Consider the following 14,751-nt stretch of genomic DNA (forward strand, 5'->3'; position numbering starts at 1 on the left):
TTATGAAAAAAAGAAATATATTATTGGGGCTGGCTTTGGCATTCTGTTTTACGGCTTGCTATGATTTGGATAAAATGCCCGAGGGAGTATTGTCTACGGCCGAACCGTTTCGCAGTACAGGCGAAATAAGAAACTATATAGACCGCTATTATGAATTTGGTGTCCGTACGCAAGGGTTCATGGCTGGTGGTGGAGGTGGTATTGCCGGTAATGATGTTAACAGTGATAATTTGGCATCTGCTGCTGTCAATTCGCGCCTGATGGGATTAACTTCGTTGAGCAATGCGGTGGCTTTAGATAATTATACACATATTCGTAACATTAATTTTTTGATAAATAATGCCGGTGACTGTCCGGAAAAAGGCAGTGTAGAGTATAATCATCTGATGGGTGAGGCCTATTATTTCCGTGCTTGGTTTTATTATTCCATGTTTTCAGACTATGGTCGGTTGGCATGGGTAGACACCCCGCTAGAACCAAATCTGGAAGTAATGATGTTGCCTCGCGAGAGCCGTACATTTATTGCCGATAAGATTTTGGCAGATTTGGATATGGCCATTTCACTGATGAAGGAGCAGAATAATTCGTCATCCATGCGTCTGCACAAGGATGTAGCCCGTGCGTTGAAGAGTGAAGTCGCTCTCTTTGAGGCTACATGGGAAAAATGGCATTATGCTAAGGAAAAAAACAAACCCGAAAAGTTTTATGATACGGAACTTGGAGAGGCAGAGTTAATGGCAAAGATAGACAACTATTTGGATCAGTCTATCGCTGCTGCTGAAGAAGTGCGTCAACGGGGAGTATGGAAAATATATAATACCGGAAATGTGGAGAATGATTATAGGAGCATTTTTGAAACTCCTGATCTGACTGCTAATCCTGAAATTCTTTGGTTTAAGATGTATGATGGAGATCAAGTGGGCAATAGTGTCACTCGTTATTTGAATACAGGTGGAGGTAATGTGGGGGTTACAGCATCTTTAGTAGATGATTATTTGACGATAGACGGCCGGCCTTTGGTTGGGAAAGAGCTTCTTGATGCCAAGCGTGTCTATCCTACGGAGTTGCTTCCTACTGTCCGAGACCCCCGTTTGTCGCAGACTGTGGCCTTGCCTGGACAGCGCATGCAACCTGCTGGGGCTGGTAATCCGTACGTTGTCGGTTTCCCCTCGTTGGCTGGCGATGGTTCAGCATTTGGAACGAACATGACCGGTTATGTGATGTTGAAACATGTACAGATAGATTATACTGGAGATTATATCTCGGAATATAAAGGCTCTACTCCTGCCATTCAGTTCCGTTACGCTGATGTTTTGTTGAATTATGCGGAAGCGCTGGCCGAGAAGAACGGGGCGGCTAATGCGGGCAAGATTATAGAGATATTGCATCCTTTGCGCGAGCGTGCCGGTATGCCGGATATTGATTTCGACCGTGAATATAATACTTCTGCGGAGTATCCGTTTAGAAATCTGGATAAATATATCCAAGCTGTACGCCGCGAACGCCGGGTGGAAAAAGCATTGGAAGGTCGTCGGGTATTTGATATCATGCGCTGGGCCGCTGCCGAGGAGTTGATTATAGGTAACCGCGCACATGGTGCTTTGTTTATAGGCAGTAACTTGCCGGAACAATACGGGCCAGAGTTGAAATATGACCAGGCATCTGGAAATAATATGTTTTTGACAGGCAGCCCTGATGATGCTGAACGTTACATATTACCGGTGCCTCCTTCTACAATGCCGAATGGATGGCAGTTTAAACCGAACCGGGATTATTTGTTGCCTATCCAGGAGCGTATGATTAATGTAATGGATGGCATGTGGGAACAGAATCCCGGTTGGTAAGGAAGTGATGAATGAATCCAAAGTTATATAAAAATGAATAGAATAACCAGTAGTGTATTGTATTCTTTGACGGGAGCAGCGATGTTGTCATCGCTGCCTTCCTGCAAGGTAAAGAAAGAGAGCGACGGGAATGAGAAAAAAAGCATGAATATTGTGTATATCATGTGTGATGACCATTCTTTTCAGACTATCAGTGCATATGACCAACGTTATATGCAGACACCCAATATTGACCGGATAGCCAATGAAGGGGTCCGTTTCACAAATAGTTTTGTGGCAAACTCCCTGAGTGGTCCCAGCCGTGCCTGTATGCTGACCGGTAAACATAGTCATGCCAATGGATTTACGGATAATACCACCACATTTGACGGTAACCAGCAGACTTTCCCGAAACTGCTTCAGGCTAATGGCTATCAGACTGCTATGATCGGTAAATGGCATCTGGTATCTGAACCTACCGGATTTAATTATTGGGACATCCTGATAGGACAAGGGGATTATTATAATCCGAAATTTATTAAAAATGGCGAACGGGTACAAAGGGAAGGCTATGCTACCAATATTGTGACAGATTTGGCAATAAATTGGATGGACAGCATCCGGGACAAGAGTAAACCATTCTGTCTTTTTATTCATCATAAGGCGCCTCATCGTACCTGGATGCCTGATCTTTGTGACCTTGACTTGTATGATGATGTAACTTATCCGATGCCAGAGAACTTCTATGATAAATATGAAGGCAGAATTCCTGCATCCAAGCAGGAAATGAGCATTATAAAGGATATGGATTTGGTGTATGACCTGAAGATGGCGGACAAGGAGAATGAGATCCATACCACAACGGGACTGGAAGAAGCGGGCAGAAATATGTATAATGCTCTGAATCCGGAACAGAAGGCTGTTTGGGACAAGCATTATGATCCTATCATTGCCAAATTCAAACAGGATAAGTTAACGGGTAAGGCTTTGGCTGAGTGGAAATATCAGCAATATATGCATGATTATATGCGGGTTATCCATTCCATAGACCGTAATGTGGGGCGTGTTTTGAAGTATTTGGAAGAGAACGGATTGATGGAAAATACGATGATTGTCTATACTTCCGACCAGGGATTCTATATGGGAGAACATGGTTGGTTTGACAAGCGTTTCATGTACGAAGAGTCTTTCCGTACCCCCTTGCTGGTCCGTTTGCCGGGAGGAAAGAAAGGTGATGTTGATGAAATGGTGCAAAATATTGATTATGGTCCTACTATATTGGACCTTGCAGGGGTGGAGGTACCGGCAGATATGCATGGAGTTTCTTTCTTGCCTTTGCTGAAGGGGGAGAAAGTGCCTGACTGGCGTAAATCATTGTATTATCATTTTTATGAATACCCGGCTGAACATGCTGTCCGCCGCCATTATGGTGTACGTACAGAACGTTATAAATTGATGCATTTTTATAATGACATAGACTGTTGGGAACTATATGATTTACAGGAAGATCCTATGGAGATGCATAATATCTACGGACAACCTGGAACGGAAGAGTTGGTTAAAGAATTGAAGACGGAATTATTACGTCTCCAAGTTCAGTATGATGACCCTATTCGTAACATTTACAAGGATTGACAACCTAATCTGACCTAAATTTAACATAGCATGAAGTATTCCCGGTCTTTCTGTTTTCAAGAAGGTCGGGAATCTTTTTTTCTATAATCGGACGGACTCATTCCCATTGCATTTTTGAATACAGTGCTGAAATTGCGTGAATGCTTGAATCCTGACTGTTCTGCTACTTCGCTTATGGACAGTGTGGTGGCATCTAGTAATTTACGGGCATATTCCAAACGGCATTTTATGATGTATTCACTGATGCCTATATCCATCATTCCTTTAGTCTTGTTGTAGAGTGACGCACGGCTCATTCCCATTTGCTTTGCTATGAAATTGACATCCATATCCACATTGCTGATATTTTCATTGACAATGCGGCTGAATTGAAGCATCAGCTGCTCATTGATGTGATTCAGATTTTCTTGTTTGGGTATAGGGATATCTATGGTGGCATAGTGCTTTTTCACGATGTTGTGATTATGCATGATATTCTGTATCTGGATAGAAAGTAAATCCATGTCAAACGGTTTGGTTATATAGGCTTCTGCTCCTGTTTTGTATCCTTCTTCTATACTGGCGTCATCGACACAGGAAGTAAGCAGTATCACAGGCATATAGTTTAAGTCTGGTTTTTGTTTGATATAGCGGCATAGTTCAAATCCGTTCATGCGGGGCATTTTGACATCACTTAATACAATTTGGGGGCGTTGTGACGTAAGGATAGGAAGAGCTTCCATGCCATCATGAGCTTCATACACTTCTTCAAACAGAACTTGTAGGTTGCAAATCAGGTAATTACATAAGTCGCGATCATCTTCCACTATTAGAATAGAATGAAATTTCTCTATGCTGTCTTGTTGAGGTTGTTTGTAATCGATGTCGGCTGATAGATGCAATGCATCATTCAAATAGGTTTGAGGTGTAGATTGAATGTCGGCGGCTTCCTGTCTATACGGTAATGTGAAAAAGAAAGTCGCTCCTTTGGTTTCATTATTTTGGGCTCCGATGATGCCTCCGTGCATTTCTACCAGTTGTTTGGCGTATGACAAGCCGATTCCGTTACCTTGAAAGCTATGTTTACCCTGATAGAAGCGAGTGAATAAATTGGCTATATCTTCTTCTTGAAGACCTATTCCCTCATCTTTTATAGTTACCCGTACACGGCTTCCATTACCTTCGAGGTAAGTGGAAACAGTGACAGTAGAATTTTCTTCGCTGAATTTATAGGCATTTGTCAATAGGTTGTTAACGACGATTTCACATTGACTGCGGTCAAAATACATAGTTTCTATGGTAGTGTCAGGAGTAAATGCCAATGAGATATTACGTAACGAAAGTTCATCCTTGAAATCATTTAGGATACTTTGCAACCATTCGTTGAAGGGCGTGGAAGACATGCGCAGGATATTTTTCTCTACTTCCATCTTGCGCATATTCAGAATCATGTCAATGATGTTTTTCATTTGTCGTGCTTGCTTGAACGCACCATATAGTTTGCCACGGAGTTCATAGGGGATTTGTTTGCTGTTTGTAAGTTGTTTCAACGGTGTATAAATTAAGGTTAAAGGGGTACGCAGTTCATGGTTGATATTGATCAAAGCTTTCACTTTTTCCTTGTAGATGGTACGTTCCTGTTCCTTGTATTTCCGTTTCAGTTGACGGTCGTGAGCTTTTATGATATAGATAATGAAAAGAATGATGATGACCGCACATAATAGGATGAACCAGGATTGTTGCCACCACGGAGGAAGGACAGTGAATTTCAGCAAAGTGAATTCAGGACTCCAGCTACCATCGTTCTGTGTACATTGAACCGTTATTTTATAGTCGCCCGGAGAAATGGTATGTAAAACAAGATGGGGACGGGATGTTTCTGTGTATTCTGTGTTCAGCCCTTTTATACGGAACCGGTAGATGCGCTTGTGAAATACATTTCCCCCTTCCAGTTGTGTATGTATTTTTAGGGAGGAGAAATTATAAGGAATTTCCATAGTTGATCGGGGGATGAAGTGAACTGTTGTGCCGTTCAATGCTATTTCTTGTAACTTAAGTGTGATGAGAGGTGGAGCCGAAGCTGGTTTTAAAGCTTTGTTGATTCGTACCAATCCCTCGGAGCCACCCATGTATATGTTGCCGTCACTTGCCACCAATGCAGGTTTGGCTAAAAAGTCGTTAGGTAATATGCCGTCCATCTCATTGTAGATGACAAAATGATTTTTATGTGGATTATAAGCGTATATGATTCCCAATGACCCCATCCATACGATGCCTTCATGGTCAATGACTAAAGAAGTGATTACGTCATTTCCATCGGGTAGCTTTAATGGCTCTTTACGGTTTGAGGGCAGGTGAATTCTGGTGACTCCATTAGGTTCGGCTATCCATAGAGTCCCTAAAGAATCAATGCTTGCAGCTAATATCTGGTTATTTTTCTCATAAGCTATGGTTTCGTATTCGTTTTTCTCTTTGTTGTATTGGAATACATTGTTTCGGTCATGAAAAAATGGATAAGTACGGTATTTTCCAATATAGATCCAGGAATATTGTAATTGTTTGTTCTTGAAGTGGATGGGAATAAGTTGTTGGCTTCCGGGAATATATCGGTAAAAAGCATTACCGTATAGTTCTATTTCGTTCCGATCATTAACTCGTATATTGGTGGGTGCACTGGAGCTTGCCAGCTTTGCTTCTGCATCTTTGTCCGGAAGAGAGAAGCGCTGGTAGTTTCCTGTCTTTTTATTGAAGCGGAAGATTCCTTTTGAAAAACTGGATGCTAGCAGTTCGGTTTCGGATAAAGGGCAAATGGATACTATTTTTTCTCCCAATGTTTGCGGATAGTGGGTAAAACGTTCCGTTTGCGGGTCAAAGCAGTTGATACCGCCTCCGTCCGTACCAATCCAGATCCGTCCGTCTTTATCTTCCCATAGGCATAAGGGGCATTTGTCGGACAAGCCTGAGGCTGGGTTTTGTGCAGCTTTGGTATAGGTAGTGATAAAACCTTTTTCTGCTCCTAGTACGCCTTCCCGCACCATACCTATCCACATGTGGTTGTTGCTGTGGCATAGGCATGTGACTGAATTGGCAGGGAATTGCCGGTTTTCTTTGTTTGATAAGATTTGAATATCATGAGTGTCCGGATAGATTATATTCACTCCGCCGCCATCTGTTGCCAGCCAAATGGCTTTATCCCATTCTGTTATATCAAGAACGATATCGTTGCTCAAGTTTGAATTACGGGTATTATAGGAGGTCAGCAGTTGTCCATCCTGATTATAACATTTTACTCCTTGCCCGTAGAAGGAAACCCAGTAACGTCCGGAGGAATCCTTATATAGATCGTATGCATTGGATGATTCACCGAATGGAGAATCAGTTATTTCTCCTGTATGTTTATTTAATAGCTTTATTTCCCATGCATTGTTTATTATCAGGTAATGAGTGGAGTTGAAAGGCTCCATCTTGATAATATGGATTCCTGTTGTTTTTAAAGGGATTGCTTTGGAATGTTTTAATTCTTTTTCATATACAAGCAATGTGTCGGTTACAGGTATCAGCAGCTTGCTTCCTTCAGTTGTTATAATGGAAGCTTTTACCGGCTGATTATGTCGCAGAAAAATTTGCAGGGAATCTTTCTCATATTCATAATAACTGATTCCTTGTGAGGTGACCGCCCATATCCGCTCTTCATTATCTCCGAAAATATCGTTGATGTAATGGCTGTTTTTACGTAATAAATACGGTAGATTATATTTCTTGATTTTTTCTCCATTGAAACGATATATTCCCTGAGTGGTTCCGACCCATAATGAACCGTTTTTGTCATCGTATAGGGATATAATAGAGGTTGGAAGCCCTTCTTTAATAGAAAGTTGTTTAAAATGATAATAAGGACGGTTGATGGAATAAGCTTTTATGATAAAACAACATAGAACCAGGATTACATAGACGGTTTTTCTCATTCAGATAAGGTCTTAAAAACAAATATTTGTACAAATATAAGAAATAGGTTTTGAAATTCAAAGCGAAAAGAGGATATTGATAACCGAATGGCTGTGATATTATATATAATTTGTCATTCTGAACAGATGTAAAAGATAACATAGTGTTCAGAATGACAAAATAGATTGAAAAATGAGGGGGGATTTGTCTGACTGTTTTTTGTTCTTATAAGGGGATTTTTTTCAGTTTTTCATTCTCAACCATTACTTTATATGTCTTTCCTTTAGTTGTCTTAAAGGTAAAAGTCAGGTTACCATATCTCAGATTGCAGGGCTCACCGGCTTTGGACAGAATGACGGCTTCTTTTAATTTCCCATCCTGCCAGATAATGTCAATTTCAAAGTTACCTTTGGCACAAAGCCCTTTGACAGAACCTTCTTTCCATGCGTCTGGCAAGGCTGGGAGTAATTGGATGAATCCCATGTGACTTTGCAACAACATTTCTGTGATACCGGCAGTTCCGCCAAAGTTACCGTCAATCTGGAAAGGCGGATGGGTATCCCATAAGTTGTCCAAAGTTCCATTTTTTAGTAAGTTGCCAAATAGTTTGTAGGCGTGGTTGCCGTCTTGCAGACGTGCCCATTGATTCAGTTTCCATCCCATGCTCCAGCCGGTAGCTCCGTCACCGCGGTGTTCTAAAACAACTTTGGCGGCATTGGTTAATTCGGGAGTAGTAATTGGTGAAAGGGTGTGGCCCGGATGCAGTCCGAATAAATGGTTGACGTGACGATGCTCGTCTTTGGGATCGTCTATGTCTGTTGACCATTCCATTAACTGACCATAACGTCCTATTTGATAGGGTACAAGATGTTTCAGTACATATTGCCATTGTTTACGGTCTTTGGAATCGACACCCAGTGCTTTGCTGGCATCAATGGCGTTGAGCAATATTTCGCGGACTACAGCGTGTACAAAAGTAGCTCCTTGGTCTACAGGTCCATGCTCGGGAGAAGTTGAAGGAGCAGCAGTGTAGGTCCCGTCCGGTTTATGCCATAAATAGTCTACAGCAAAGTTGGCACTGCTCTTGATAAGATCATAGCCTACTTCTTTCAGGAATTTTTTGTCTCGGGTGTAATCATAGTATTCCCAAATGTGAGTTGCCAGCCAGGGACCTGCCATCGGGTTAAAGTTCCAGGACATATTTTCATCGGTCAAAGGGGAGGTAAATCCGAAAATGTTTCCGGATATGGAGGCTGTCCATCCGCGTGCGCCGAAATAGGCTTGGGCTGTTTTTTCTCCCGGTTTTACCAAGGTACGGATGAAGTCTATCAAAGGCCATACACATTCGTTCAGATTGGTGGAGCAAGCAGGCCAGTAGTTCATCTGGATATTGATATTATTATGGTAATCTACATGCCATGGGCCATCTACCCCGTTGGCCCACATTCCTTGCAGGTTGGCCGGGAGATTGCCGGGGCGTGAACTGGCAATTAATAAGTATCGTCCGAACTGATAATAGATTTCTTCCAGCCGGTAGTCCGGATTTCCTTTGCGATAGCGTGCCAGACGTTGATGGGTGGGAAGATCTGTAACGGCAGGATATTGCAAGGTCATAGGAGCATGAGGGTTCAGTTGTAGTTTGACTCTGCCAAACAGTTGGGTATAGTCCGTTTTGTGTCGCTCGCATAATTCGTTGTAATTTTTGGCAGCGGCAGCGTCTAGCATGGCCAGGGTTGTTTGGTCCGGATCAGGACCGACATACGTCTTGGGGTCTTTGAAGTCTGGATTGAAGTTGAGTTTATAATCGGTATCTGCGGTCAGCAGAAAAATGACTTCATCCGCATTGCGGACAATGAATTTGCCATCAGTCGTGTTCAGGCTTCCTCCTTTGTTTATGGCTTGTATGCGGAGAGCAAATTTCATTTGGTTGTTTTTGAGGCGACCGGTATAGAGCAAACGATTGGGACCGTCTGTTTTGATATCACCTATGGCTTCAGGGTTGCTGCCATAGCTGAATATCAGGTTTTGCATGCCGGGACGGTCGGCTGTGAACTTCAGTACCATTACGCTGTCGGGGTAGGAAACGAAGTATTTACGCTCGTAGTTCACTTCATCTTTGCGAAAACTGACTATTGCCATGGCCGAGTCAAGAGACAGGATGCGTTTATAATCGGTCATACCGATTTCACTTAAACCGGTTTCGATGTAAGCTTCTCCCAATGTAGTAAAGGAGCCGAAGCGAAAAGGTGTTTCACGGCTTGGCTCATAATCGGCCAGTCCGTTGAAGTTTTTGCAGGTAAGTTCTTCTGCTTTTTTCTGGTTACCGTCTGTGAATGCTTGGCGGATTTCGGATAACAGGTGTGCCGACTCTTTATTTACGTTCCAATAATAAGCTGCTCCCTTTTCTGTGTTCGGCCCTCCGCGCCATAGTGTCTTTTCGTTTAAAGTGATTCGTTCTGCCGCTATAGATCCCATAACATTACCTCCCAAACTGCCGTTTCCTATGGGGAGTGAGTTGTTTTCCCATGCTTTGTCTGTTGCAGGAGAATACCAGGAAGCGCGTCCGTCCAAATTATTAGGGGTATCAAACCAGATGCTCAGTCCTTTGGTGTAATCTGTACTCTGTGCTTGTAAGGAAGCTGCGAATAAGCTTCCTAAAATGCATAGTTGAAGTTTCTTCATAAATTAATGATATTAGTTAAAGGTATTTTTACAAAAATACAATTAGATTTTTATTTGTGAGAAATGTAATGTTTGAAATTTAGGGTGATTTCCTGTTTTTATAGGTATATCAAGGTTGAAAGATAATTTTCATCGAACATTTCATTGGCGATATCCCACAGATGTTCTGCTGTCAGCATTTCTATCCGTTTGAATACTTCTTCCGGACCTTCAAATTTACCATAGTGCAAGAACGTTTTTCCCATATCCAATGCATTGTTCTCAAAATTGTCTCCGGCAACTCCTATTTGTCCGATGATCTGTTTTTTTGCTGCACTCAGTTGTGAGGAACTTAGTTTGCTGTCACGCAGTTTTTTCAATTCTTTATGAACTAGTCCGATGCAACGGTCTGCATCTTCCGGATCTGTTCCGAAATAGATGCAGAACACTCCTGTGTCTGTGTATGAGGTCAGATTGGCTTCTACGTTATAGACCAGCCCCCGGCGTTCGCGCAAGGAAACGTTCAGCCGGCTGTTCATACCGGGTCCTCCCAGCAGATTGTTCAGCAGGTAAAGTCCGGTTCGTTTTTCATTATATGCATTATATCCCCGGCTACCTATCATTACATGGGCTTGATGTGTTTCTTTATTCAGTGTCAATGTCTTAGGAATATAGAGAAAAGGTTCTGTCCGTTGGCGTTCGGTAATGGAAAAAGGGATGTCGGCTGTCACTTTCTCTATGGTGCGTATCACTTTCTTAAAGTCTATATTGCCTTGAATGAAAAAGATCATATTGGTAGCTTTGTAAAAACGGGAAGTAAAATTCAAGGCGTGTTCACTTTTGAAACTACGCAATAAGTCCGGTTTGCCCAAAATATTCCTTCCCAAAGGATGATTGGGAAAAATCAATTCCTCGAAATCATCAAAAATCAGTTCTGACGGACTGTCTTCATAACTTTGTATTTCATCAATAATCACTTCCACTTCTTTGTCAATCTCATGTTGTGGGAAGGTGCTGTGAAATACAATATCTGCCAGCAGTTCTGCTGCCCGTGAGAAGTGTTCTACCAGAAAAGCACTGTATATCACTGTTTCTTCCTTATTCGTATATGCATTTAAATCTCCGCCTACATTTTCCATGCGGTTCAGGATGTGCCATGCATGTCTTTTTTGTGTTCCTTTAAAGATAAGGTGTTCCACGAAATGGGCCATTCCCTGTTCCTGTTCGTTTTCATCACGGGTTCCGGCATCGACGGCAAAGCCGCAATAGGCTACATTAGACTGATTGGGAGCGTGAATAATGCGCAGTCCGTTAGGCAAGGTGAAAGTATTGTATGACATTGTTTTTTTGCTTCAAATAAGTTTCGGTTGGCAAAAATACAACAAAAGTTATTGCCGTTCTTCAAAAAATGCAGATATTTGTATTTACTAACAGAAAACAAGATGATGGATAAAATTGCTATTTTCTGTTCCGCATCCGAGAATATAGAGCCTGTGTTTTTTGAAAAAGCACGTGAGTTGGGCGTTTGGATGGGACAAAACAAGAAGACGTTAGTGTATGGAGGTGCTAATATCGGATTGATGGAATGTATTGCCAAGGCAGCCAAAGACAACGGTTCGATGATAATGGGAGTTATTCCGACCAAGCTGGAAGAACGTGGACGAGCCAGCGATTTGGTGGATGTGACTTTCCGTACGGATAATTTGAGTGACCGTAAAGATGTGATGTTGAATGAATCGGATGTAGTGATAGCTTTGCCGGGAGGAGTGGGTACACTGGATGAGGTTTTTCATGTAATGGCGGCCGCTACGCTGGACTATCATCGTAAAAAAGTAATTTTTTATAATATAAATGGCTTTTGGAATGGCATTATCGACTTTTTGGCCGGATTGGAGAGGCAGCATTTTGCCCATCATCCGTTGAACAGTTATTTTGCTGTTGCCAATGACTTGAGAGAACTAACCGAACTACTTAAATAATATTCATGTAACCTATTATGATGACATCTATACACGAATTGTTGCAGAAAGAGGCTCAGGCTGTTTTGAATATTCCTATAACTGATGCTTATGAGAAAGCAGTGGAATTGATAGTTGAGCAAATACACCGTAAAAAAGGAAAGCTGGTGACTACCGGTATGGGTAAGGCCGGACAGATAGCTATGAATATAGCTACGACTTTTTGCTCTACAGGTATTCCGGCAGTGTTTTTACATCCCAGCGAAGCCCAACATGGGGATTTGGGGATTTTGCAGGAGAATGATTTGCTGCTTCTGATTTCTAATTCAGGAAAAACCCGTGAAATTGTGGAACTGACACAACTTGCACATAATTTGAACCCAAATTTGAAATATATTGTTATTACCGGAAATGCGGATAGTCCATTGGCCCGGGAGTCTGATATTTGTTTATGCACCGGGCATCCTGATGAAGTGTGTGCTTTGGGTATGACCCCCACAACTTCAACTACAGTTATGACCGTGATAGGTGATATTTTGGTAGTGGAAACCATGAAAAAGACCGGTTTTACCATCGAAGAGTATAGCAAACGCCATCATGGAGGGTACTTAGGTGAGCGTTCACGCGAGTTAAGTAAGTAAAATAAAATAGAACCGGAACGCAAAGGACACAAATAATACAAATAAAATTTTATTAAAGGATTTGTGTCCTTTGTGTTCCGGTTCTATGTATATAAATTGTAAATATAAAAATGAGAAAAGTAATAGGTATAGGTGAAACCATTCTGGATATTCTTTTTAAAGATAGCCAACCTACGGCAGCTGTTCCCGGTGGCTCGGTTTTCAATGGAATTATTTCATTGGGGCGTTTGGGAGTCAATGTAACTTTTATCAGTGAAACGGGAAATGACAAAGTGGGCGATATCATTCTGAAGTTTATGCGAGAGAATGGAGTAAGCACAGATCATGTGAACGTGTTTCCTGAAGGAAAGTCACCTGTGTCTTTAGCTTTTCTGAATGAACAGAATGATGCTGAATATCTTTTTTATAAAGATTATCCACGGTTGAGGCTGGATGTGACAATGCCTGAAATACATCGGGATGACATTGTGATGATCGGCTCTTATTATGCTGTAACGCCTCAATTGCGTGATAAGGTGAAAGAACTGTTGGATAAAGCTCGTGAAAAAGGGGCTATCATTTATTATGACGTGAATTTCCGCAGTACTCACAAGAACGAGGCGATAAAGCTGCTTCCTGTTATTCTTGAGAATTTTGAATATGCTGATATCATTCGCGGCTCCGTTGAGGATTTTGAGAATATGTTTGGTTTGACAGATGCGGATAAGGTTTATAAAAGTAAGATTGAATTTTATTGTCCGCATTTTATTTGCACGCATGGTGGAAGAGGAATTCGCCTGTATACAAAGAATATAAAAAAGCATTATGAAGTGGATCCTTTGCAGACTGTCAGTACGGTGGGAGCCGGAGATAATTTTAACGCCGGAGTAGTTTTCGGATTGCTAAAATATCGTATCCGCCGGGATGATTTGGATGAACTGTCGGAAGATGACTGGGACCATGTGATTCGTTGTGGAAAGGATTTCAGTGCCGATGTTTGTATGAGTTTGAATAATTCGATTTCAAAAGAGTTTGCTGCCGGTTACAGATAAATCGGATAGCTCTCATTGTTTTAAACTCTTTTATTATGTATGAGAACCTTTAAATTAATAGCAGGTCTTTCCTTTTTGCTGCTGATGGTTGCCTGTCAGGACAAAAAGCGGTCTTCGCAGATTGAGGTAGCGGAGAATGAATCGAAATATGTGGTTTTGGCATATGTCACCTCATGGGGAGAAAGTACGCCTGATCCGGCATGTTTGACTCATATTAATTATGCGTTCGGGCATGTTACAGATAATTTCAAAGGAATACGTATAGATAATGAACCACGTTTGCAAATGGTAGTGGGGCTGCGTGAAAAAAAACCGTCTTTGAAAGTTTTGCTGTCCGTAGGCGGGTGGGGAAGCAGTCGGTTTAGTGAGATGGCACAGACAGATAGTACACGTATGGCGTTTGCCGCAGATTGTAAACGGGTGATAGACCAGTTTGATTTGGACGGAATTGATATAGATTGGGAATATCCCGGTATAGGAACTGCCGGTGTATCTTTTTCGCCGGAAGATACTGATAACTTTTCTTTGTTGATGAAGGATATACGCCATGCTATCGGTAAAGACAAACTGCTGACCATTGCTACACAGGCAGGTGCCAAATATTACAACTTAAAGGCTGTCGAACCTTATGTGGATTATGTCAATATCATGACATACGATATGGAGGAATCTCCTAATCACCATTCGGCCTTGTACCGTTCGGAAATGACTGAGGAATGGTCTTGCGAGGATGCGGTTGCCGCCCATGTTGCCGCAGGTTTTCCTGTCGGACGCTTGGTATTGGGTATTCCGTTCTATGGGCATGGGACTAATGAAGCTCCAGAATTATTGGATTATCGTCATATTATCGTTTTGGATTCTTTACAGAGTTGTTGGGATAGTGCGGCACAAGTTCCTTATATGATAAATTCGCAAGGACATGTGGTCGTTAATTATGAGAATGCCCAGTCCATCGCATTCAAGTGCCAGTTCCTGCATCAGAAAGGGATGCTGGGGGCTATGTACTGGGACTATGATAGCGATGATGAAAAGGGTACATTACGCCATGCTGTCTATCAAGGTGTAATGAATCCTTGAT

9 protein-coding genes are annotated in these 14,751 nt (G+C 41.9%); 6 read left to right on the forward strand and 3 right to left on the reverse strand.

The genetic code is table 11. The annotated features are described in order from the left end of the window. Window positions 1-2: 2 nt before the first annotated feature. Window positions 3-1,844, forward strand: coding sequence for a RagB/SusD family nutrient uptake outer membrane protein (locus tag BVU_RS06395; protein ID WP_005849802.1), 1,842 nt, complete (start codon window positions 3-5; stop codon window positions 1,842-1,844). A gap of 33 nt (window positions 1,845-1,877) precedes the next feature. Then, window positions 1,878-3,458, forward strand: a complete 1,581-nt coding sequence (locus BVU_RS06400) for a sulfatase family protein (protein ID WP_008666399.1) — start codon at window positions 1,878-1,880, stop codon at window positions 3,456-3,458. A 56-nt stretch (window positions 3,459-3,514) separates the two neighbouring features. On the opposite strand, the gene BVU_RS06405 is transcribed toward BVU_RS06400, so the two are convergent. The 3 genes from BVU_RS06405 to BVU_RS06415 all read right to left on the reverse strand — a co-directional run bounded on the left by BVU_RS06405 (window position 3,515) and on the right by BVU_RS06415 (window position 11,383). Continuing rightward, window positions 3,515-7,402, reverse strand: a complete 3,888-nt coding sequence (locus tag BVU_RS06405; protein ID WP_011965113.1) for a hybrid sensor histidine kinase/response regulator transcription factor — start codon at window positions 7,400-7,402, stop codon at window positions 3,515-3,517. Between the two features lie 205 nt (window positions 7,403-7,607). After that, window positions 7,608-10,064: a glycoside hydrolase family 95 protein gene (locus BVU_RS06410; protein ID WP_011965114.1), complete on the reverse strand. Its 2,457-nt coding sequence runs from the start codon at window positions 10,062-10,064 to the stop codon at window positions 7,608-7,610. Between the two features lie 98 nt (window positions 10,065-10,162). Further along, a complete protein-coding gene (locus BVU_RS06415; protein ID WP_005849793.1) occupies window positions 10,163-11,383 on the reverse strand; it encodes a M16 family metallopeptidase in 1,221 nt (406 codons plus the stop codon). 105 nt (window positions 11,384-11,488) lie between these two features. Between BVU_RS06415 and BVU_RS06420 the strand changes: the two genes are divergently transcribed. The 4 genes from BVU_RS06420 to BVU_RS06435 all read left to right on the forward strand — a co-directional run bounded on the left by BVU_RS06420 (window position 11,489) and on the right by BVU_RS06435 (window position 14,750). Further along, window positions 11,489-12,022: a TIGR00730 family Rossman fold protein gene (locus tag BVU_RS06420; protein WP_011965115.1), complete on the forward strand. Its 534-nt coding sequence runs from the start codon at window positions 11,489-11,491 to the stop codon at window positions 12,020-12,022. Window positions 12,023-12,039: 17 nt separating this feature from the next. Further along, the gene (locus BVU_RS06425) at window positions 12,040-12,642 is read left to right on the forward strand and encodes an SIS domain-containing protein (protein WP_005838734.1); all 603 of its coding nucleotides are present in this window, start codon (window positions 12,040-12,042) and stop codon (window positions 12,640-12,642) included. Between the two features lie 110 nt (window positions 12,643-12,752). Continuing rightward, entirely contained in the window at window positions 12,753-13,673 is a 921-nt protein-coding gene (locus BVU_RS06430) for a carbohydrate kinase family protein (RefSeq protein WP_005838735.1), read from the forward strand. A 39-nt stretch (window positions 13,674-13,712) separates the two neighbouring features. Continuing rightward, window positions 13,713-14,750: a glycoside hydrolase family 18 protein gene (locus tag BVU_RS06435; RefSeq protein WP_008666392.1), complete on the forward strand. Its 1,038-nt coding sequence runs from the start codon at window positions 13,713-13,715 to the stop codon at window positions 14,748-14,750. The last annotated feature ends 1 nt before the right edge of the window (window position 14,751 follow it).

It is taken from the genome of Phocaeicola vulgatus ATCC 8482 (genome assembly GCF_000012825.1).
GTDB classification, from domain to species: Bacteria; Bacteroidota; Bacteroidia; order Bacteroidales; family Bacteroidaceae; genus Phocaeicola; species Phocaeicola vulgatus.

What these genes read in the sequence shown, in the direction of transcription:
- BVU_RS06395 (WP_005849802.1), top strand. Translation starts at nt 3, where the DNA reads ATGAAAAAAAGAAATATATTATTGGGGCTGGCTTTGGCATTCTGTTTT.
- BVU_RS06400 (WP_008666399.1), top strand. Translation starts at nt 1,878, where the DNA reads ATGAATAGAATAACCAGTAGTGTATTGTATTCTTTGACGGGAGCAGCG.
- BVU_RS06405 (WP_011965113.1), bottom strand. Translation starts at nt 7,402, where the DNA reads ATGAGAAAAACCGTCTATGTAATCCTGGTTCTATGTTGTTTTATCATA.
- BVU_RS06410 (WP_011965114.1), bottom strand. Translation starts at nt 10,064, where the DNA reads ATGAAGAAACTTCAACTATGCATTTTAGGAAGCTTATTCGCAGCTTCC.
- BVU_RS06415 (WP_005849793.1), bottom strand. Translation starts at nt 11,383, where the DNA reads ATGTCATACAATACTTTCACCTTGCCTAACGGACTGCGCATTATTCAC.
- BVU_RS06420 (WP_011965115.1), top strand. Translation starts at nt 11,489, where the DNA reads ATGGATAAAATTGCTATTTTCTGTTCCGCATCCGAGAATATAGAGCCT.
- BVU_RS06425 (WP_005838734.1), top strand. Translation starts at nt 12,040, where the DNA reads ATGATGACATCTATACACGAATTGTTGCAGAAAGAGGCTCAGGCTGTT.
- BVU_RS06430 (WP_005838735.1), top strand. Translation starts at nt 12,753, where the DNA reads ATGAGAAAAGTAATAGGTATAGGTGAAACCATTCTGGATATTCTTTTT.
- BVU_RS06435 (WP_008666392.1), top strand. Translation starts at nt 13,713, where the DNA reads ATGAGAACCTTTAAATTAATAGCAGGTCTTTCCTTTTTGCTGCTGATG.